The sequence below is a fragment of the Amycolatopsis sp. NPDC043885 genome, assembly GCF_056435685.1.
Genome location: NZ_JBWKEA010000013.1, coordinates 65,429 through 85,656, shown reverse-complemented (window position 1 = coordinate 85,656; position 20,228 = coordinate 65,429). Strand labels below are relative to the sequence as shown.

Annotated in this window: 16 protein-coding genes; 14 read left to right on the top strand and 2 right to left on the bottom strand. The window is 68.4% G+C overall.

Annotated features, from left to right (window positions below; all coding sequences use genetic code 11):
- Positions 1–9 precede the first annotated feature (9 nt).
- From AC069I_RS30400 to AC069I_RS30345, 12 genes are all read left to right on the top strand, one after another.
- Positions 10–1,050: a polysaccharide deacetylase family protein gene (locus tag AC069I_RS30400; RefSeq protein WP_478266967.1), complete on the top strand. Its 1,041-nt coding sequence runs from the start codon at positions 10–12 to the stop codon at positions 1,048–1,050.
- Positions 1,047–2,015, top strand: coding sequence for a diiron oxygenase (locus tag AC069I_RS30395; protein ID WP_478228074.1), 969 nt, complete (start codon positions 1,047–1,049; stop codon positions 2,013–2,015). Before AC069I_RS30400 ends, AC069I_RS30395 begins: the two co-directional genes overlap by 4 nt.
- Positions 2,012–2,542, top strand: coding sequence for a dCTP deaminase (dcd, locus tag AC069I_RS30390; protein WP_340688019.1), 531 nt, complete (start codon positions 2,012–2,014; stop codon positions 2,540–2,542). The genes AC069I_RS30395 and dcd overlap by 4 nt, the downstream gene beginning before the upstream one ends.
- Entirely contained in the window at positions 2,512–3,063 is a 552-nt protein-coding gene (locus AC069I_RS30385) for a dCTP deaminase (protein WP_478228075.1), read from the top strand. The genes dcd and AC069I_RS30385 overlap by 31 nt, the downstream gene beginning before the upstream one ends.
- Positions 3,060–4,112, top strand: a complete 1,053-nt coding sequence (locus AC069I_RS30380) for a glycosyltransferase family 4 protein (RefSeq protein WP_478266966.1) — start codon at positions 3,060–3,062, stop codon at positions 4,110–4,112. Before AC069I_RS30385 ends, AC069I_RS30380 begins: the two co-directional genes overlap by 4 nt.
- Positions 4,109–5,890, top strand: coding sequence for a glycosyltransferase (locus AC069I_RS30375; RefSeq protein WP_478228077.1), 1,782 nt, complete (start codon positions 4,109–4,111; stop codon positions 5,888–5,890). Before AC069I_RS30380 ends, AC069I_RS30375 begins: the two co-directional genes overlap by 4 nt.
- Positions 5,887–6,702: an HAD family hydrolase gene (locus AC069I_RS30370; protein WP_478228078.1), complete on the top strand. Its 816-nt coding sequence runs from the start codon at positions 5,887–5,889 to the stop codon at positions 6,700–6,702. The genes AC069I_RS30375 and AC069I_RS30370 overlap by 4 nt, the downstream gene beginning before the upstream one ends.
- Positions 6,695–8,110, top strand: a complete 1,416-nt coding sequence (locus AC069I_RS30365) for a glycoside hydrolase family 3 protein (protein ID WP_478266965.1) — start codon at positions 6,695–6,697, stop codon at positions 8,108–8,110. Before AC069I_RS30370 ends, AC069I_RS30365 begins: the two co-directional genes overlap by 8 nt.
- A 366-nt stretch (positions 8,111–8,476) precedes the next feature.
- Positions 8,477–9,823, top strand: a complete 1,347-nt coding sequence (locus tag AC069I_RS30360) for an MFS transporter (protein ID WP_478266964.1) — start codon at positions 8,477–8,479, stop codon at positions 9,821–9,823.
- A 29-nt stretch (positions 9,824–9,852) separates the two neighbouring features.
- Positions 9,853–10,320 (top strand): hypothetical protein, encoded by a 468-nt coding sequence (locus AC069I_RS30355; RefSeq protein WP_478266963.1) that lies wholly within the window; start codon positions 9,853–9,855, stop codon positions 10,318–10,320.
- A gap of 1,362 nt (positions 10,321–11,682) precedes the next feature.
- Positions 11,683–13,482 (top strand): APC family permease, encoded by a 1,800-nt coding sequence (locus AC069I_RS30350; RefSeq protein ID WP_478228082.1) that lies wholly within the window; start codon positions 11,683–11,685, stop codon positions 13,480–13,482.
- Between the two features lie 348 nt (positions 13,483–13,830).
- A complete protein-coding gene (locus AC069I_RS30345) occupies positions 13,831–14,652 on the top strand; it encodes an SDR family NAD(P)-dependent oxidoreductase (RefSeq protein ID WP_478228083.1) in 822 nt (273 codons plus the stop codon).
- A 497-nt stretch (positions 14,653–15,149) separates the two neighbouring features.
- Here the strand turns inward: AC069I_RS30345 and AC069I_RS30340 are convergent, their stop codons facing one another.
- Positions 15,150–15,737: a TetR/AcrR family transcriptional regulator gene (locus AC069I_RS30340; protein ID WP_478228084.1), complete on the bottom strand. Its 588-nt coding sequence runs from the start codon at positions 15,735–15,737 to the stop codon at positions 15,150–15,152.
- A gap of 310 nt (positions 15,738–16,047) precedes the next feature.
- On the opposite strand from AC069I_RS30340, the gene AC069I_RS30335 reads away from it, so the two are divergent.
- Both AC069I_RS30335 and AC069I_RS30330 read left to right on the top strand, forming a co-directional pair.
- Positions 16,048–16,605: an NAD-binding protein gene (locus tag AC069I_RS30335; RefSeq protein WP_478233170.1), complete on the top strand. Its 558-nt coding sequence runs from the start codon at positions 16,048–16,050 to the stop codon at positions 16,603–16,605.
- On the top strand, positions 16,584–18,617 hold the full coding sequence (locus AC069I_RS30330; protein ID WP_478233171.1) for an APC family permease: 2,034 nt from the start codon (positions 16,584–16,586) through the stop codon (positions 18,615–18,617). The genes AC069I_RS30335 and AC069I_RS30330 overlap by 22 nt, the downstream gene beginning before the upstream one ends.
- Before the next feature lie 6 nt (positions 18,618–18,623).
- Here the strand turns inward: AC069I_RS30330 and nhaA are convergent, their stop codons facing one another.
- Positions 18,624–19,928 (bottom strand): Na+/H+ antiporter NhaA, encoded by a 1,305-nt coding sequence (gene nhaA / locus AC069I_RS30325; protein WP_478233172.1) that lies wholly within the window; start codon positions 19,926–19,928, stop codon positions 18,624–18,626.
- Positions 19,929–20,228 lie beyond the last annotated feature (300 nt).

Genomic DNA, 20,228 nt, shown 5'->3' with positions numbered 1-20,228 from the left:
GGTAAATCGATGCTGTACGCCGGAATCGGCTGGACCGACGCGGGTTTCGAGATCGCGGTCCTCGACGGGAACGGGCACGGTGACCGGCCCGCCGTGCGGTTCGCCGCGGACCGCAGCAAGGAGATCGCGTCCTATCTGAACGGCCTCGGCGGCCCCGTGACCGCGGTCGTCGACAGCACCAACGGCATGCTCGACGGCGGTTTCATGGCCGCCGGCCTGGACATGTACCGCGCCGACCCGGCCATACTGCCGTCGAGGCCGGGCTTCGGCTCGGTGCCCGCCGTCGAGCTGGCACGCGCGGCCTGGCGAGATCCCGCTTCCGTGGTGCGCCTGGAGATCGAGTCGGGGTCGCTCACCGGGCGGCTGGACGAACATCATGCGGCGATGGCCTCCAGTGACGAAGCGCTGGCCGCGATGACGGCGGCCGGGCGCTCGCTGGAACACGGCGACCGGACGCGCGCGCAGATCGCGCTCACGTTCGACGACGGTCCGCATCCTCCCTACACCGGGCGGATTCTCGATATTCTCGAGTCTTACGGCGTCTGCGCCACCTTCTTCTGTGTCGGGCTGAACGCGGGCGCGCGCGGCGAAGAGCTGCGCCGGATGGCGGAACAAGGCCATGGCGTCGGCAATCACACGTGGTCCCATCCCTATCTGCCGGACCTCTCGGCGACCGAGCTCACCGACCAGCTCGACCGCACCGGTGACGTGATAGCGGACGCCTTCGGCACCGTGCCCGCGTTCTTCCGCCCGCCCTACGGATCACGGACCCCCGCGGTGCTCCGCTCGTTGACGAACCTCGGCGCGCGGCTCGCGCTGTGGGACGTCGACACCGAGGACTGGGCGATGCCCGGCCCGGACGTGATCGCGCGAACCGTGCTGCGGCAAACGATTCCCGGCTCGATCGTGCTCATGCACGACGGTGGCGGCGACCGTTCCCAGACCGTCACCGCCTTGCCGTCGGTGATCGAAGGACTGCTTGACCGCGGACTCGAGTTCGTCCGCGTCGAAGACCTGGTGACCTCGAACTTCGCGACAGGAGAGAGATGACGATGCATCCCATCGAGCTTGCGGAGACCCACGTCGGACCGAGCATGCTGCGCAGGCTGGCGGCGGCCTGGCCCAAGCGCGCGACCATCCGCACCGACATGGCCGGGGTGGTCAACCCCGGTGACTACGATCCCAGCCTGCTGGACTACCCGCTGCACCTCATGCCGTTCTCGGAGCACCCGCGGTTCCTCGAAGCGTCGGAGGAACAGCGGCTGCTCGTCAACACGCTGGCGTGGATCGCCTACAACGAGCGTGTCATCGCCGCCGAGGAACACGTGGCGAACCCGACCTTCGAGAAGCTCGCGCACGGCGTCTTCCCCGGCGTCGACCGCTACGAGGTCAAGGAAGTCGTCCAGCAGTCCCATATCGACGAGGTGTGGCACACCTACATGCACATGATGGCGATGCAGCGCACCCGCGAGGCACGCGAGATCAGCCTCGAGGAATCCTTTGTGGAGCCGGTGACGAACCGCAGGCTCTACGCGCTCGCGGAGAGCATGGACGAGCAGTGGCAGCGCGATCTGCTCTATCTCATGTGGACGGTCGTCGGCGAGGTCAGTATCAACGCCTTCCTCGACCTGCTGGCGGGCGACAAGTCCATCCAGCCGATGCACGCGCTCATCGCCCGGCTGCACGCCCGCGACGAGGCGGCGCACGGTCCCGTGCTGGCCGAGCTGATGAAGGAGATCTACCCGAAACTGGAGCCGGAGCGGCAGGAGTTCTTCATCCGGTACCTCCCGGAGGCGATCACCGCGTTCGGCGCCGAGGACTACGAACTGTGGCCGCAGGTGCTCCGGTTCGCCGGGATCGAGCACGTCGACGAGATCATCGCCGACTGCCGCGCCGAGGAGGACGGCGAGGTCATGATGAACGATTTCGCCACCGTGCAGAGGCTGCTGCGGGACCTCGGGATCGAAGACAAGGTGAAGTACCGCTTCGTGACGGCCAAGGGCGGGGTGAAATGATCCTGACCGGGCCGGAGATCACCGAATCGGTGACCGACGGCCGGATCGCGATCTCCCCGTTCAGCCCGGACCAGGTCAACCCGAACAGCTACAACGTCCGGCTCGGCGGCACCCTGATGTCCTATCGGGACAAGGTCGTCGACGCCTACCGGCCGAACCCGACCGAGACGATCCAGCTGCCCGAGGACGGGTATGTGCTCCAGCCCGATCAGCTCTACCTCGGGCACACCGAGGAGCGCATCGGCTCGGACATCTACGTGCCGCTGTTGTTCGGCCGGTCCTCGGTCGGCAGGCTCGGCCTGTTCGTCGAGATCACCGCACCGATCGGGGACATCGGATTCCACGGCCAGTGGACGCTCATGCTCTCCCCCGTGCAGCCGTTGCGCGTCTACCGCGGCATGAAGATCGGCCAGATCATGTTCTTCGTGTCCTCCGGCGAGATCGATCTCTACGCGGGGAAGTATCAGTCGGCGGTCGGCCCGCAGGAGTCCCGCTATTGGCGCGACACGATGGCGGTCACCTCGTGATCCTCACCCGCAAGGCGATCGGGAAGGCGCTGGAGAGCGGGGACATCGTGATCGACCCGTTCGAGCCGGACCGGCTGTCGCCCAACGCGTACGACTGGCGTCTCGGCGAGAAGATGCGCGTGTTCGACACGGAACTGGACGCCGCCAGGTCGACGCCGTACACCGAGCTCGTCATCCCGCCCGAGGGCATGGTGCTCGAACCGGGGCGGCTGTACCTCGGTGTCACCCACGAGCGGACCCATTCCGAGCGCTACGCGCAGATGATCAACGGCGACCACACGATCGGCGGGCTCGGCATCTGGGTCCATGTCTCGGCGCCGCTCGGCCACGTCGGTCACGCGATCAACTGGACGCTGGAGATCAGGGTGGCCAGGCCGGTCCGGGTCTATCCGCTGATGACCTTCGGCAAGATCATCTTCTTGGTGGCGCACGGATCGCTGGCGAGCTATCAGCGCGTCGGCGTGAAGTACACGAGTACGGCGGGCATCGACATTTCCCGGCTGTACGAGGAACTGTCATGAAGACGCTGACCGGGATCGACCTCCCGCCGGGCAGTCCCGGCGGGAGCGTCGAGCTCCTCAAGGACCTCTACCTCGCGCCGGACGCGCCGATCGAGGCGGATGTCTTCATGCTCGGCTCCGGCGCCGCACCTGGCGGGCCGGACCTGCTCGACGTGCCGGGAAAGCAGCTCGACGGGCCAGAATTCTGGTCCTATGTGGATACTCTCGCGACGGCGATCCGGCGCCGTTTCGACCCGGCCGATTTCGACGCGGTGCACTGGCAGCACCTGAGTTTCGGTGCCACGCCCGCGTTGCTCCGCGCGTTCCCCGACCATCCGCGGATCGCGCTCGTGCACGGCACCGATCTGCTCTTCGCGGCGGAGCATCCCACCCAGCGTGAGGTGCTGCGCGAGGCCGCGGCGGCGGCGGGCGCGGTCGTCGTGCCGACCTCGGCGATGGCCGACCTCCTGCGCACGGTCACGCCGGTCGAACCGAAGCGGATCGTCCACGTGCCATGGGGAATCCCCGATCGGCTGCTGCACTCGCCGCCGCCGCGGCCCGGGCCGCGGGACGGGTTCCGGGTGCTGTACGCCGGCCGGCTGACCGCGGAGAAGGGCGCGGCCGGGCTGATCGCGGACCTGACGGGGCTGCCCGGCGTGACCTTGTGCGTCGCGGCACCCGAGCACGAGTTCGCCGGACTCCCGGTGGACACGACGCGGGTCGACTACCTCGGCTGGTTCGACCGGCCCGCGTTGTGGCAGGCCTTCGCGCGGCACGACCTCCTCGTGATGCCGTCGACGACGTTGGAGGCGTTCGGGCTCGTCGCGGTCGAGGCGCAGGCCTGCGGGTTGCCGGTGGCGTATCAGCCGGTGCCGGGGCTGGCCGAGGTCCTGGGTGACTCGGCGATCCGGTTCACCCGGTCCACGCTCGCGGACACCATCCGGCTCCTGGCCAAGGACGACGGCGCGTTGACGGACCTGCGCGCGGCCGGACTGCGCAACGCGGCCCGGTTCCCGTTGTCCAGGACCGCGGCCGGGCTGGCTGCCGTGACCGCCGGGGTGCGCCGGTGATCGCGCAGCGCGGACTGTTCGCCGGGCCTGATCCCGTGATCGGCAAGGATCTCTACGCTCAGGTCGTCTCGGGCAGCGCTCGCCGCGAGCGGACCACACTCATCGTCGAGCCGGCGTCGAAGGTCTCCGGCAACACGTACTTCGGGCGGTTCCCGGCGAGCTACTGGCAGCGCTGGACCACGATCGGTGCCGTCGAGGTCGAACTGGAGGCCGGTGGTTCCGGCACGGTTTCCCTGCTGGCGTCGGATTTCGAGGGCGAGCCGCGAGTGGTGGCGGCGCGGATCGTCGACGGCGAGCCGATCTCGCTGACCGCTCCGCTCGACCGGTTCGTCGACGGCGGCGCGTTGTGGCTGGACTGGGAAACCGAGCCAGGCGAACGACTTGTCGTCCGTGACGTGCGCTGGACGGTTCCGTCGGCCGCGCGAGCACGGCCGACGGTGGTGACCATCTGCACGGTGGACCGCCCTGCCGACTGCCTCGCCACGCTCACCGCGATCGCCGACGACGACCTGGCGGCGGCCACGGTGCACGCCGTGTACGTCGTCGATCAGGGCACCGACCCTGTGCGGGCCGAGGGCGTTCTGCCGCCGGGCAAGCTGCGGTACCTGCGGCAGCCGAACCTGGGTGGCGCGGGCGGCTTCACGCGCGGCCTGTACGAGGTCGACGGCGAGAACGTGAACGTGCTGTTCATGGACGACGACATCGTGCTGGAACCCGACCTGCTCGTCCGGATGACGGCGTTTTCGGCGTCCACGGCGCAACCGCTGATCCTCGGCGGCCAGATGCTGAACCTGCTGCACCCCACCCGGCTGCACGCGGCGGCCGAGTACACCGACCTCGACGGCATCCGGCCGGGTATGCCGATCCGGCACGGCCTGCACGCGGTCGACCTGCTGGCCACGGATCCGGCCACCGGCAGGCCGTACCGGCAGGAGTTCCGCGTCGACGCGGGCTACAACGGCTGGTGGGCCTGCCTGATCCCGTACGAAGTGGTCAAGGAGGCCGGCTATCCGCTCCCCCTGTTCTTCCAGGGTGACGACGCCGAGTACTCCTACCGGGCAAGGGAGCACGGGTTCCCGACGGTGACGCTGCCGGGCGCGGGCCTGTGGCACACCGACTTCCCGTGGAAGGATTCCGACGAGCTCAACCGGTATTTCATCCTGCGCAACTACACGATCATCTCGGCACTGCACGGTGATTTCCCGGTGCTGAGGATCGCCGGAACCCTGCTCGCCGAGCTGATTCCCTCGCTGCTGGGCATGCGGTACGGCGCCGCGGCGACGGTGATCCAAGCGGTGTCGGACTTTCTCGACGGGCCGGACATCCTGCGCGACGGCGGAGTCGCGGCGCTCGCCCGGATCCGCGAGGTGCGTTCCCGCTATCCGGAGACCGTCGCGCATCCACCGGCGGCCGTACCGGGGCTCGCGTCGAACGACATCGCGATCAGCGAACCGAGTGTCTTCGATCGGCTGGCCCTCGGGCCGTTGCTCGGCGTGCACCGGCTCGCCCTGGGCTCCGTACCGGTTTCGGAGGCCGACTGGTGGCGTGTCGGCGCGCTGCGCACGGCGGTGGTGACCGACGCGTCGCAGCGAGGTGTCCGCGTCCGCACGTACGACCGGGAACACCTGGTCCGCCTGGCGTACCAGGGCGCGTGGGTGCTCACCCGGTTCATCCGCGACGGCGCCGCCGTCCGCGAGCAGTACCGCGCGGCGCTGCCGCGGCTGACCAGCCGGGACGCATGGACCGGATTGTTCTCGGACGGAGGATTGATGTCATGACGCCCTTGTTGGTGGCGACGGATCTCGACGGCACGGTGGTGCGCCCGGACGGCACGATCTCCGACCGCACGGTGTCGGCGTTCGCGCTCGTCGAGGAATCGGGCGCCGAATTCGTGGTCGCCACCGGCCGTCCGCCGCGGCTGGTGGCCGAGATCGCCGGGAGGTTCGGCGACCGGGGCCTCGCGATCTGCTCCAACGGCGCCTACCTGTACGACATGCACACCAGGACGGTCGTCGAGGAATACGCCATCACGACACCGGATCTGGCCGAAGCGGTCACCAGACTGCGGGCGGCGATCCCCGGCATCGGCATCGCCGTGGAGCACGCCGACCGGTTGGTCGCGGATCCGGTTTACGAGCCGTGGGAATGGGACCGCGGCGCCACGATCGAGCGCGCCGACGACGCGACGCTGCTGAGCCTGCCCGCGCCGAAGCTCCTCGGCAGGCACCCTTCGCTGTCCGCCGACGAACTCCTCGCGCTGGCCGGACCGGCTTTGGACGGGCTCGTCGCCGCGTACCACTCCAACGGCTCACGCCTGGTCGAAGCGATCGCGATCGGAGTGAACAAGGCGGCCGCGCTGGCCCGGCTGGCCGCGCGGAGCGGGGTGGCGGCCTCGGACGTGATCGCGTTCGGTGACATGCCCAACGACCTGCCGATGCTGTCCTGGGCAGGTACGGCCTACGGGGTGGCCAACGCGCACCCCGACGTGCTCGCACTGGTGGACCACGTGATCGGCGGCAACAGCGAAGACGGCGTCGCCGTCGTACTCGAACAGCTCTACGCGAAGGAGAACTCCGTTGTCGGTGAATGAGTTGGACCGGCTCGTCAACGCCTGCCTGCTGGCCGGGTACACCGGGGCCGAACCGCCGGCGTGGGTGCATTCGGCGCTCGGCGACGGGCTCGCCGGAGTCACCCTGTTCCCGGCCAATCTGGACGGTGGCAGGCAGGCGATCGTCCGGCACACCCGCGCGCTGCGGCGGACGGCGCCCGACGCGCTGATCGCGCTGGACGAGGAGGGCGGTGACGTCACCCGCCTCGACTACGAGACCGGCAGCGCGTATCCGGGTAACCTCGCGCTCGGCGAGATCGACGACCTGGCGTTGACCGCCGAAGTCGCCGCGGCCATCGCGGCGGATCTGAAGGCCTGCGGAGTCAACCTCAACCTGGCCCCGTCGATCGACGTCAACAGCGATCCGGACAACCCGATCATCGGCGTCCGGTCTTTCGGCGCGCGGCCGGATCTGGTCGCCGCACACGGCGCGGCGTTCATCGAGTCCATGCAGGACGGTGGTGTGTCCGTCTGTGCCAAGCACTTTCCCGGCCACGGCGCGACGGTGACCGACCCGCACCACGCACTGCCCATTGTGGACATTCCGGCCGCGACGTTCCGCGAGCGTGAGCTGGCGCCCTTCGTGTCGGCGATCAAGGCGGGCGTCCACGCGATGATGACCGCCCACGTGCTCTATCCCGCACTGGACCCGGACGACCCGGCGACGCTGAGCCGCCGCCTGCTCCACGACCTTGTCCGCGAAGAGCTGGGCTACGAAGGTGTGCTGCTGTCCAGCGCGATCGCCATCGAGGCAGGCCAAGGCAACCAGGACATCGGCGCGGTGGCCGTCCGTGCCCTGCGGGCGGGATCCGATCTGCTGCTGCTCGGCCCGGCCGAAGGTGCGGAGCTCTCCGCGGCCATCCGCGCGTCGGTCTCCGAAGCCGTCCGCGACGGCACACTTTCGTTGGAGACACTGGAAACCGCGGCCGCACGAGTGGCCGCTTTGCGTGCTCTGGCCGCTTCCCGCGCTCTCGGGCTCGAAGCCGCGCGGCGCGCTCTGCGCGTCGACGGACCGGTCGCCTTGACCGCGCCCGCCTTCGTGGTCGAACTGCGTGCCGGCGGCAACGCGCTGGGTGAAGCCCGCTGGAGCCTCGCCGACCGGCTGGCCGAGCTCGGTGCGGCCCACTCGACGGTGCTCGCCACCGAAGACGACCCGGTGGTCTTGCCGTCGACGGGCCCGGTGGTGCTGGTGGTCAGGGACGCCTACCGGACCCCTTGGCAAACGGCCCGGCTGGCCGAGGCCCTGGCCGCCCGGCCCGACGCGATCGTGGTCGCCGTCGGCATGCCGGACGACGTGACTCCGCGGGTCAAAGCCAGTATCCGCACTTACGGAGCCGGTGCGGTCAACATCGAGGCGGCGGTGGAACAGCTCACCGCCCAGTGGCCGTGAAGTCCAGGGGTCTTCACGGAGGATTCGCCGGCAGAGATGGATGCAGGTGCCCGCGGCGGGCGCACCGCTCAGGAGCGCGGCGATGCCGAGCGGGGTCACCTGCCCGGCCGAGTACAGCGGTACCAGCACCGCCGTGGTGATGCCGCACTTCGCCACGAAGATCGCGGTGCACACCTGATATCGGCGACGCCGGACCGGATCGCGCCGCCGGCCGAACCGATCGCCGCTTCGACGACGCGACCGGCCTGCGACTGTTTGCGCGATCCCGCCACCGCGGTCTATCTTCCTACCTGTCCGAATAGCGTACCAATGGTGTCCGAATATCGGACGCCGCGCCTGATCCGGCCGACTCGACGAGGAGCGAAAGTGACGAACGTGCCCGCCTCGCACGAAACGGCCGGTTCGAGGTCCGTCAGTGTCAGCCGGTCGGCGTTCAGGCGAGTGCTGGCGGGTAGTACGGCCGGCGCGGTGCTCGAGTGGTACGACTTCGCGCTCTACGGAATCCTGGCGGCCACCGTGCTCGGGCCGCTGTTCTTCCCCGGCGGTGACGGGTTCGCCCAGCTGCTGCTCGCGCTGGCGACACAGGGGCTCGGCTTCGTCGCGCGCCCGATCGGCGGCATCGTCTTCGGGCATCTCGGCGATCGCCTCGGGCGCAAACCCATGCTGGTGACCACTTTCCTGTTGCTCGGTCTGTCGACCTCCGCGATCGGGCTGCTCCCCACCTACTCCCAGGTCGGCATCGGGGCGACGATCTCGCTCGTCGTGCTGAGGCTGATCCAGGGGTTCGCCCTCGGCGGCGAGTTCGGCGCGGCGGTGCTGATGGTCAGCGAGTACGGAAGCCCGAAGCGGCGAGGCTTCTGGTCGGCGTGGCCGCAGGCGGGAGCGCCTCTGGGCACGGTGCTGGCCACGGCCGTGGTCGGCGGGATCGCCTTGGTACTCCCCGAAAACGCCTTCGACCAATGGGGGTGGCGCGTCGGTTTCCTGTTCGCGATCCCGCTTCTGGTCATCGGCTTCTGGATCCGGCGGCGCATCGACGAGTCGCCGGTGTTCCAGGAAGCACGGGCGCGGGCCACGGCATCCGCGGACGCCGTCAGGGAGCGGTCGAGCATCCTCGAGACACTCGCCCATCCCGGTCCCGTCCTCCGTGGTCTCGGCGTGCGGCTGGGCGAGAACGTGGCCTTCTACGTCTACACCGTCTTCGTGGTCGCGTACGCCACGAAGACCTTCGGCTACGACAAGTCCGACGTCCTCCTCGCCGTGGCCGTCGGGTCACTGCTGCAGTTCGCGGGGATGCTGGCCGGCGGCTACTGGTCGGACCTCGTCGGGCGGCGTATCGCCATGCTGGTCCCGGCGGCAGGCCTCGCGGTGTGGGCACCGGTCTTCTTCGCCGTCGTCCAAGCGGACAATCTGCCTCTGCTTTATCTCGGCATCGGCGTCGGCGCGGCCTTGCACGGACTCCTGGCCGGACCGGAAGCCGCCTGGATCGCCGAACTCTTCCCGACCCGCCGCCGTTTCGCCGGTGCTTCCCTGGTGTTCCAGGGATCCTCGATCATCGCCGGCGCGCCCGCTCCCCTCATCGCCGTGTGGCTGGCCGAAAAACAGGGCCCCACGGCGGTCGTGCTGTACCTCGTCGGCACGATCGCCGTCACCCTCGTCGCCCTGCTCCTCAGCGCCGAAACCCGGGGCACCGACCTGAATTCCGGCAGCAGGTGACGACGAGCACCGTGTGGCAGGCTGGTGTGGTGAAGGAGCCGCTGTACCGTCGCGTGAACACCCGGGCCAGGTTCGTCCACCACGACCACGGTGGGGACTACCGGCACCGACGCAACACGAAAACCGAACGAGTCTCCGACCTGATGCGCGGCTCCATGGGAGGGCGGGAACGCCGGGGCCTGGACTACACGCCGTTGTTCCGGTTCCTGCTCGGCAAGATCGGCGCGGACTGGGACGAGGTGCGCGACGAGGCCGCCGCCCGGCTCGACTCCACCGACCCGATCCATTGGCTGGTCGCCCGGCGGCCGCACGAACGGCGCGACTACGTGCGGATCGGCGAGGCCAGTTACTACAGCGGCCTCTACGTGGACGACGGCAACCGGTTGCAGGCCGTCAACCCCGAACTGGGTGCCGACGACCTGGAACCCGCATGCCCGTGCTGCACCCACACCTTCAACGGCGTCCGGTTCACCCGGAAGTACCGGCCACCGCTGTGATGGCCGCAGCCGGTTCACCGGCTGCGGCGGAGAACTCAGTGTCCACGGGCGATCCATTCGGCCAGGTGCAAGGCCGATGCCACAGCCGCCGCGGTACTCGCCGCCCTGCCCGCGCTCGGCACCAGGGCCCGCCGACTGGCCGCCGCGCACAGTGACGAAGTCGGCCAGCAGCTCGTGCATCGCGCCAGCCCGCCGAAACCGATGGCCCGGACTCACCCGATCACGGCCGCGCTCTCGCGGCCGCGATCACCACCGCCCTTGAACAGACACCCAGCCTGACCCGCACCGAGTTCACCCGGCCACCTGGTCCGTCACCGGCCGACAATCAGCGCCTCAGTCGGGCACGTCTGCGCAGCGCTAACAGCTAGCCGCGCCGCATCACCTCAGGCCCAAGCCCTGCGCTACGCGGCCATCGGTCACTCGTCGGCGTAGTCGCGCGCTACGGACTGCCAGCACTTGCCCACGCCAACCGCAGGTCATCTATGGCCGACTCCGCGGCGGTGTGAGGCGCGGCGTGAATCCGAGGTTCGACCATGGGAGAGGGTTCGCCCGGATTGGGCGTTGACGGGGGAAGGCCTTGGCGCCTCATGGGTGGTCTCGGCCTAGGAATTTAAACGGCCGCGTTGTCACGCTTTCCGCCGACTTCGGGTGGGCTCGTCGACGGTTTCGTCGACGACGGCGCCGGCCGGAACACCCCAGGACGTCCCGGATCGGGTTCACGTCGGCCAAGCTATTGCCGATGAACCCAGGGCAGAGCACGTCGCTGAGCAGTGGGCCACGTCGCAGTCCACCATCTGGTCTAGTGTGCCTCGATCCGGGAACCCGCCGACGTGCAGGACCCTCACTTCCCGGCCCGGTCAGATGGTCGGCTCGCCACGCAAATCAGGCCGTTGACGAACCGCATCGTGACTTGCCTTCTCTCGTTCCGGCAGCCTCGTCAGCAGCGGGATCACGCTGTGGCAGTCTTCGATCAGTTTCCTACGAAAGTCCGGGTCACCCGCCTCACGCGGTGAAACAACGGCCTTGGCACTGAGCGCCGGAATCACCAGCCTCTGAGGCGGGCGCCGACGTCGATCGGTGGCCGGCCTTGTCGTTCTCGCCGCGGACACCGTGCCGATGCGGTGGACAGCCCCGGATCCCGCGAAACCTGCCGTTCGGAACGCCCGCACCGTATCGGCTGGACCTGCGCGACTACGTCCACACCACGTGGACCCCGAAGTCGTCGCTGACATCGCCGACTCGCTCAGTACCCGGTGACGCGGATCTCCGGCGCGTCAGTTTGCTGTCGGGTTCACCTGGTCCGGTGTCAAGAACCTGTCAACGGCCTCGAACCGAAGAGTGGCAGGACCGCACGCTGACGGTGTGACCACGACTCTCACCCGCCCCGAGAGCGGTACCGACCGCTCCGAACGGCACCGGCTCTCCGTCGTCGGCGGGCTCGCCGCGCTGTCCTTGGACGCGATGGCGTCGGTCGCCTACGGACCCGAAGCCATCGTGATCGTGCTGGCCGTCGCGGGCGGAGCAGGCCTGGGCTTCACCCTGCCGGTCACGCTCGCGATCGCCGCACTGCTGGGTGTGCTGACGCTGTCCTACCGTCAGGTGATCGCCGCGTTCCCCGACGGTGGTGGCGCCTACGGGGTCAGCCGGACCTATCTCGGGCGGCGGGCCTCCCTGGTGGCCGCGGCGTCCCTGATCGTGGACTACGTGCTCAACGTAGCGGTCTCCGTGGCGGCGGGGGTCGCCGCGCTGACGTCGGCGTTTCCCGGATTGCTGCCGTACACACTGTGGTTGTGCCTCGGAGTCCTGGCCTTGGTCACCGGCGTGAACCTGCGCGGCATCGCCGAAAGCGCCCGGGTGTTCGTCGTGCCCACTGTGATCTACGTCGGCGCGATCCTGACCGTGATCGTCGCCGGCCTGATCCGTTCCGGCCCGGCCGCGGAGATCGCCGCACCGGAACACGCACAGAATCTGCAGACGGTCGGGATTCTGTTGCTGCTCAAGGCTTTCGCGAACGGTTGCGCCGCACTGACCGGGGTCGAGGCGATCGCCAACGCCGTGCCGTCGTTCCGCAGGCCGCGGGTTCGGCGCGCGCAGCGTGCGGAGATCGCGCTGGGCGGCCTGCTCGGCGTGATGCTCATCGGGATCGCCGTGCTGATCGGGAAGTTCGCCATCCACCCGGCGGACGGCGTCACCGTGCTCTCGCAGGTGACCACCGCGTCCTTGGGCGACGGCTTCGGCTTCTACCTGGTGCAGTTCTCGACCGTGATCCTGCTCGCCTTGGCCGCGAACACCTCCTTCGGTGGCCTGCCGGTGCTGGCGCAGTTGCTCGCGAAACACAACAAGCTGCCGCACGTGTTCGCCCTGCGCGCCGAACGCCAGGTGTATCGCCACGGCGTCGGTTTCCTCGCCATCACCGCCGCGCTCCTGCTCGTCATCACCGACGGCGACATGAACACCTTGGTCCCGTTGTTCGCGATCGGCGTGTTCGTCGGGTTCACGCTCTCCCAACTCGGAATGGTCCGGCACTGGCGACGAACCCGCCCGCCCCGCTGGCGTGCCAAGGCCGCGCTCAACGGCTTCGGCGCGCTGCTCACCGGAGCCGCCGCGATCGTGGTGACGACGACGAAATTCGGCGAAGGCGGCTGGCTGATCGTCATCACGCTTCCGCTGCTGGTGGCGGTCATGGAATGGGTCGAACGCAGCTACCGCCGCATCGGCGACCGGCTCGAACTCGGCGTCACCCCCGCTCCCCCTCGGCCGAACCGTTCACTCGTGATCGTCCCCGTCCACACCGTTTCCCGACTGACCCATGACGCCCTCGCCGCCGCACTTTCACTAGGCGACCATGTCCAGGCGGTCCACGTCACCCACCCCGACGACGAACAGTCGGCACGGGACTTCGTGACAGCCTGGGAAAAATGGCATCCCGAAGTGACACTGGTCCAGCTCCACGACGAACGCCACCGCCTCGGCGAACCACTGGTGGAACACCTCCACACCGTCGGCGACCGGCACGTCTTCGTGCTGATCGCCGAAGTCGAACCAGAACGCCGGTGGCAGCGGATCCTGCAGAACCAGCGCGGAGCCGTGCTGGCCCGCGCACTACGCCGCCGCTCGGACGCCGTCGTCTGCCGTCTGCGCTTCCGGTTGGGCGCCCGATGACCGGTCTGGCGTTCAGCACCGGCCTGATAGGTCTCTTCCTCGTCCTCGCGTTCGGCCTGCGCGCGCTGCGGCACTGGCTGGACCGCCACCCGCCCGCCTGAGGGCCTCACAGAAGGAATCCGTAAAACCGGATCAGCCGTTCTTGCTCCCGGGGGGCGGACACGTTTGGCTGGAGCCATGGGCAGAGGTGGCGTTCGCGGGCACGCGTGGGGCGTGCGCCACGACGACCGTCCACCTCATCCGGTGCCGGTCGGCGATACCCCCGATTCCGGCGATTCCCCGGCCGGCCGTCGACCTTCCGGCCCCGGCGCGATCGAACGCGCCCCTGAATCCTTTGTGGATGGACCCATGAACGAAAGCCCCACAGTCCTGCTCACCGGCGCATCGGACGGCATCGGTTTCGAAACCGCCCGGCTGCTCGTCGCTCAAGGGTGCACGGTGATCGCCCATGCCCGCACCCGCGAGGAGAGCGACGAATCGTGCGACCGGCTGGTGAAATCCGGCGTAGACGCACGAAAAATCCGGCCCGCCGTCGCCGACTTCACCGACCTGCGCCAGGTGATCGACCTCGCCCTCGCCGTCACCGAGACCCATTCCCGCCTTGACGTCCTGGTCAACAACGCCGGAATCACCGGCCCGCACGGGCGCGTGCTCACCAAGGACGGCCACGAACGGACCATCCAGGTCAACTATCTCGCCCCGTACCTGCTGACCCGGCTGCTCGAGGACGCGCTCGACCGCTCCGAGGTGAGCCGCGTGGTGAACGTGTCCTCATCGTTGCACCGCGGCGGGCGGATCAACTGGAACGACCTCAACTGGAAGCGCCGCTACAACCGCGGCGCCGCCTACGCGCAGTCCAAACTCGCCCTCACCATGATGACCACCGCGCTGACCGAGTTCCGGCCGAAGGTCCGGGAAGCCGTCAGCGTGCACCCGGGCATCATCGCCACCGGGATGCTGCCGGGATACAGCTACCGGGGCCGTCCGGTGACCGAAGGGGCCGAACCGGTCGCCCGGCTGGCCGATCCGGCGGCCAAAGTCCTCAACGGTGGCTACTACGACGGCAGGCTACCCGCGAAAGCCGCGGCCGCCGCCGTCGATCCCGACGACGTACGGAAGCTGTGGTCCCTCAGTGAACGCCTGACCCTCTTCGACAAGCGGAAAGCCTGAGGCCGCACCGGATGCCCGGGAACGTCGGTTCCCGGGCATCACCCCTTCGGTCACCAAAGCCCGAGAGATTGACGCTGCCTCACCTCAGTGGATGATCTCGGCGCGCACACGCTCGTTCGGCGTCCCGATGTCCCAGAAGCGGGCTGGTGCCTCTGGTCCAGATCGACTGCATGGTCACGGAGCCGCGATCGAGTTCCATCGTGATCACGCACTGCATCGTGACCTCGTCGCCTTCGACATGGATGGTCTGGCACGAGCCGCCGCCGCGTCCGGCCTTGCGTCCGTCCGTCGTCGACGCTGGTCAGCGTCTCGTCCGTGAGCAGCCAGCCGAGCGCGTCGGTGCGCAACCCGCTGGCTCTGGCCAGTTCGGGCACACCGAAACCGGCCGCCCAGACGGTGAGGTCACCTCGCTGAAGCACCGCCTCGGCCAGTCAGCCGACGCGACCAGCGAATTCGGCGATTTCCGGGCCCCAGCTCTCGCTCGACTTGCGGTACGGCTATCCGGCGGCTCGCTCGATACGGCCGAGGATGACGCCGGTCAATGCCGTGATGGCGTCGGCGGCGGTCGCGATGCCCCGGTTCAGTTCGGCGGCGATTGCCTCGGCGGCGCCGAGTACGCCGACACAGTGCAGTCGCAGTGCCGCCCGGTTCAGGCCGGAGTAGGGCGTCAGTGCGTCGGCCATCAGGTCGATGTAGCCGTCGTGCATCTCGTGCTGGGTTGCCTCCATTTCCGGATTGCCTTTCAACGCCGAGGAAACGGCGTTGAACTCCGGAATGTCGGTGGCGCAGGCGAAGTACGCGACACTGATGGCTCCGGCCACGTCCGCCGCGGTCGGCGGGGCTTGTTCCAGCGCCCGCGCGATGGCGGCCCGGTGCCGTTCGTCGAGTCTCCGATAGAGCGCGAGCAGCAGTCCTGGGCGCGAACCGAAGTGGTCGTACACGATGGGTCTGCTCACCCCGGCCGCCTCGGCGAGGGTGGGCAGCGTCAACCCGTCGGCACCGTGAGCACGCACGATCGCCAGGGCCACGTCGAGCAACTGCTCGCGCCGGGCCTGCTTGGACAGGCGGGTGGGTGTGGTGGTCATCGCCCTCCTCTCGCGTTGCACACCAGCTTAGCTACATCATGTAGGTTACAAAATGTAGGTTACTGGGATCGAGGAGGAACACATGGACCAGCGGGGATCGGTTCTGCTCTTGGGCGGGGCGGGACAGGCTGTTCGACCGGGCGCCACCTGTTGAGGCGATCGATGCAGCCAGCACCCGGAATTTTTGCGTTTTCTTGACGGTCGACCTGGGGTTCGGCCACTCAGCCGTCAAGACCGCGTTAGTAAGCGTTGCCGCGCACCGACAATTCGGGCACGTGTCACTAGGGTCCACGCGCGGAGGTCCTGGAGTATGCGTGGTCAGACACTGGTGGTCGGCTTCGGCGTGGCCGGCTCCAGCGCCGCGAGTTACCTGCTCGCCTACGGCACCAGACCCGTCGATCTCCTCGCCGTAGACGTCGCCCCGGATGCGGTACGGCTGGCTGGTGAACTCGGTGTCCCGTCGATCCTCGGGGACGGCACCGACCGGCAGGTGCTCACCCGCGCGGATTCCGGCCAAGTGCGGGAGAGTCCCCACCTTGACCTGGTTCGACGTCACGGCGCCGACCAAGCCGTGGTCACCGCCGAAGCCGCCGGCGAAGCTTTGGCCGAGGGCACTGCTCGATCATCGCGGACCGGCCTTTGCCCCGTGGACGCTCGATCAACGGCCTGCCCGATCGTCCGAGCTCGGGCAGCGGGTCGCCGAATGCGGTACGACCGCTGTCGGCCTGATCCAAAACGACCAGCGCTACTGGGGCCTCCACGCGACGCGACAACGCGTGGCCTCCGGCGACCACCTCGTCTTCCCTCTGTCCCCTCTCCCTCACGGAAACATAGGCCGCTCCCTCCATGCCCACATTCGCCTCCATAGCCAAACGCCTGCTCGTCGGCAGGCCGTTCCGCAGCGACCGCCTGTCGCACACCCTGCTGCCCAAACGGATCGCGCTGCCCGTCTTCGCCTCCGACCCGATGTCGAGCGTTGCCTACGCACCGGAGGAGATCCTTCTGGTGCTGTCGGTCGCGGGCGCGTCGGCGTTCGTGTTCAGCCCCTGGATCGCGGTGCTGGTCGCCGTGGTGATGATCTCGGTGGTCGCGTCCTATCGGCAGAACGTCCGCGCGTACACCTCCGGTGGCGGGGACTACGAAGTCGCGACCGTCAACCACGGCCCGCGCTGGGGCTTGGTCGTCGGCAGTGCCCTGCTCGTCGACTACGTGCTGACCGTGGCGGTGTCGATCGCCTCCGCGGCGGCCAACATCGGCTCGGCCGTGCCCTTCGTGGGGGAACACAAGGTCGAGTTCGCCGTCGGCGCCATCGTGGTGCTGACCGCCATGAACCTCCGGGGTGTGCGGGAATCGGGCACCGCCTTCGCCATCCCGACCTACGCCTTCGTGTTCGGCATCCTCGCCATGATCGTCTGGGCGGTGGTGCGGGTCTTCATCCTGGGCGAGGAGGTACGGGCCGAAAGCGCGGACTTCACGCTGGTCGAGGAGGGCGGACATCTCGCTGGGCTTGGGTTCGCTTTCCTGATCCTGCGCGCGTTCTCCTCCGGGAGCGCGGCGCTGACCGGCGTGGAGGCGATCAGCAACGGTGTTCCCGCGTTCCGCAAACCCAAGGGGCGCAACGCCGCGACCACGCTGCTGATGATGGGCGTGCTCGCGATCACCATGTTCCTCGGCTTGATCATGCTCGCCCGGCTCACCGGCGCGCAGGTTGCGGAAGACCCCGCGCATCAGCTGATCGGCGCCCCGGCAGGCTACGAGCAGAAGACACTGGTAGCCCAGCTCGGCAACGCGGTGTTCGCGGGCTTCCCGCCGGCGACCTGGTTCGTCATCTTCTTCACCGGACTGATCCTGGTGCTGGCGGCCAACACCGCCTTCAACGGATTTCCCGTGCTCGGCTCGATCCTCGCTCAGGACCGCTTCCTGCCGCGGCAGCTCTACACCCGCGGTGACCGGCTGGTGTTCTCCAACGGCATCGTCTTCCTCGCCGCGGCCGCGATCCTTCTCGTCGTGGCCTTCGACGCCGAGGTCACCCGCCTGATCCAGCTTTACATCGTCGGCGTGTTCATGTCCTTCGTGATCAGCCAGAGCGGGATGATCCGGCACTGGAACCGGTTGCTGCGCACCGAAACCGACCCCGCCGCGCGCCGCCGGATGCGCCGCTCCCAGTCGATCAACGCCTTCGGCTTCTCCATGACCGCCCTGGTGCTGGTGGTCATCCTCGTCACCAAGTTCACCCAGGGTGCCTGGATCTCGCTGGCCGCCATGGCCGCGATCTACCTGCTGATGACCGCGATCCGCCGTCACTATCAACGGGTCGGGGATGAACTCCACGACGCCGATGAGGACGAGCCGATCGTTCTCCCGTCGCGTAATCACGCGATCGTCCTGGTGTCGAAATTGCACCGGCCCACCCGCCGGGCGCTGGCCTACGCCAAAGCGGTCCGGCCTGACGTCCTCGAGGCGATAACCGTCAACGTCGACAACCAGGAAACCAACGAACTCCTCGACCGGTGGGCCAAACAGCCCTTCTCCATCCCGCTGAAGGTCATCGAGTCGCCCTACCGCGAGATCACCAAACCGATCCTCGACTACGTCAAACGCGTACGCACCAACAACCCGCGCGACGTGGTCACCGTGTTCATCCCCGAGTACGTCGTCGGCCATTGGTGGGAGAACGTCCTGCACAACCAGAGCGCGCTGCGGCTGAAAGGACGCCTCCTGTTCCAGCCCGGTGTCATGGTGACCAGCGTGCCCTGGCAACTCGCTTCTTCAGCCAAAGTCCGTCACCGCCCGGAACTGGCTCCTGGCTCAATCCGCCGGGGCCTGCAAGCCGAGAACACAGACCACCCTCCAAAGCGCAGCAACCGTGACCGAACGTGAAGCCGTCTAGCCGCGCGTTTCACCTTCATGCTGGTGAACGTCCGGGATGCCGTCGTGGTCGGAGTCGACCGACTCTTCGGCACAGATTCTGCGGTGCACCCGGTTGCGAATGCGCAGGATGATCGTGGCGACGAGACCGGCGAGCAGGGAGCCCACCAAGATCGCGATCTTCGCATGTTCGTCACTCTCGCTGCCTGCGCCGAAGGCGAGGTCACCGATGAGCAGGGACACGGTGAAGCCGATGCCGCCCAGCGCGGCCAGCCCGATCACGTCGGTCCAGGCGAGGTCGTCGTGGAGTTCCGCACGGGTGAACCGGGACACGAGGTAGGTGGCCCCGGTGATGCCGACGGTCTTGCCGAGCAAGAGCGCGAGGACGATACCCAGCGCCACAGGGTCGAGGAGTGAATCGGCCAGGCCGCCAAGGCCACCCACGGTGACACCGGCGGCGAAGAAAGCGAATACCGGGACCACCACGGCGGCCGAGATCGGCCGGAACCGGTGCTCGAAATGCTCGGCGAGCCCTGGCCCTTCGCCGTGCTTGCGGATCACGGGTACCGCGAACCCCAGCAGGACGCCGGCGACCGTCGCGTGAATTCCCGAAGCATGCACCAGCGCCCAGGTCGTCGCCGCGAGCGGAAGCAGCAGCCACCAAGATCGCACCCGGCGCTGAACCAGCACGGCGAACACGGCCAAGGGAAGCAGTGCCAGCAATAGCGGGCCGACCAGGAGCTCACGGGTGTAGAAAACGGCGATGATCACGATGGCGATCAGGTCGTCGACGACAGCCAACGTGAGCAAGAAGGTTCGCAGCGCGGACGGCAAGTGGTGCCCGATCACCGCCAAGACGGCCAAGGCGAACGCGATGTCCGTGGCTGTCGGGATCGCCCAGCCACCCAGCGCGGCCGAGTCACCGAGATTGATCGCGATGTAGATCAGAGCCGGTACGACGACGCCTCCGACAGCGGCGGCGACCGGGACCGCGGCCCGCCGGGGATCGCGCAGATCCCCGGCGACGAACTCGCGTTTGACCTCCAGGCCCGCGACGAAGAAGAAGATCGCGAGAAGCCCATCCGCGGCCCAGGTCGCCAAGCTGAGATCCAAATGCAGAGCCGCCGGTCCTACCCGGACCTCACGCAACGCCTCGTATGCGCCTGACCAAGGGGTGTTCGCCCACACCAAGGCGACGACGGCTCCGACCAGGAGCAGAACACCACCCACGGTCTCCTTGCGCAGGATCTCCGCGACGCGCTGCGCCTCCGGCCAGGACCCGCGGTCGAAAAGGCGGGCTCGCGGTGCGGCGCTCTCAGACATGGAACGCCGAGGTGCGCGATCCAGTGGCGGGAACAGTGCTCATGGGCTACTCCGGGTGCGGTTCGGCTCGGCTCGCCGACCAGTCTTCCCGGCACACCACGAGGCTGCGCCTCGACGCGGACACCATACCCACGCTTACGTATTCTTGACGAACTGAAAGCCAAGGACCGCTACCCGTGCCCTTGCCCGGCCCGCTCCCAGAGCCTGCCGAACCTGACGGTGATCTGGCGGCACAAGCGACTTGCTCTTCACCCAGGCCCGTTCGCCGTGGATTCCGCGGTGACTTCCATGGACTTCCTT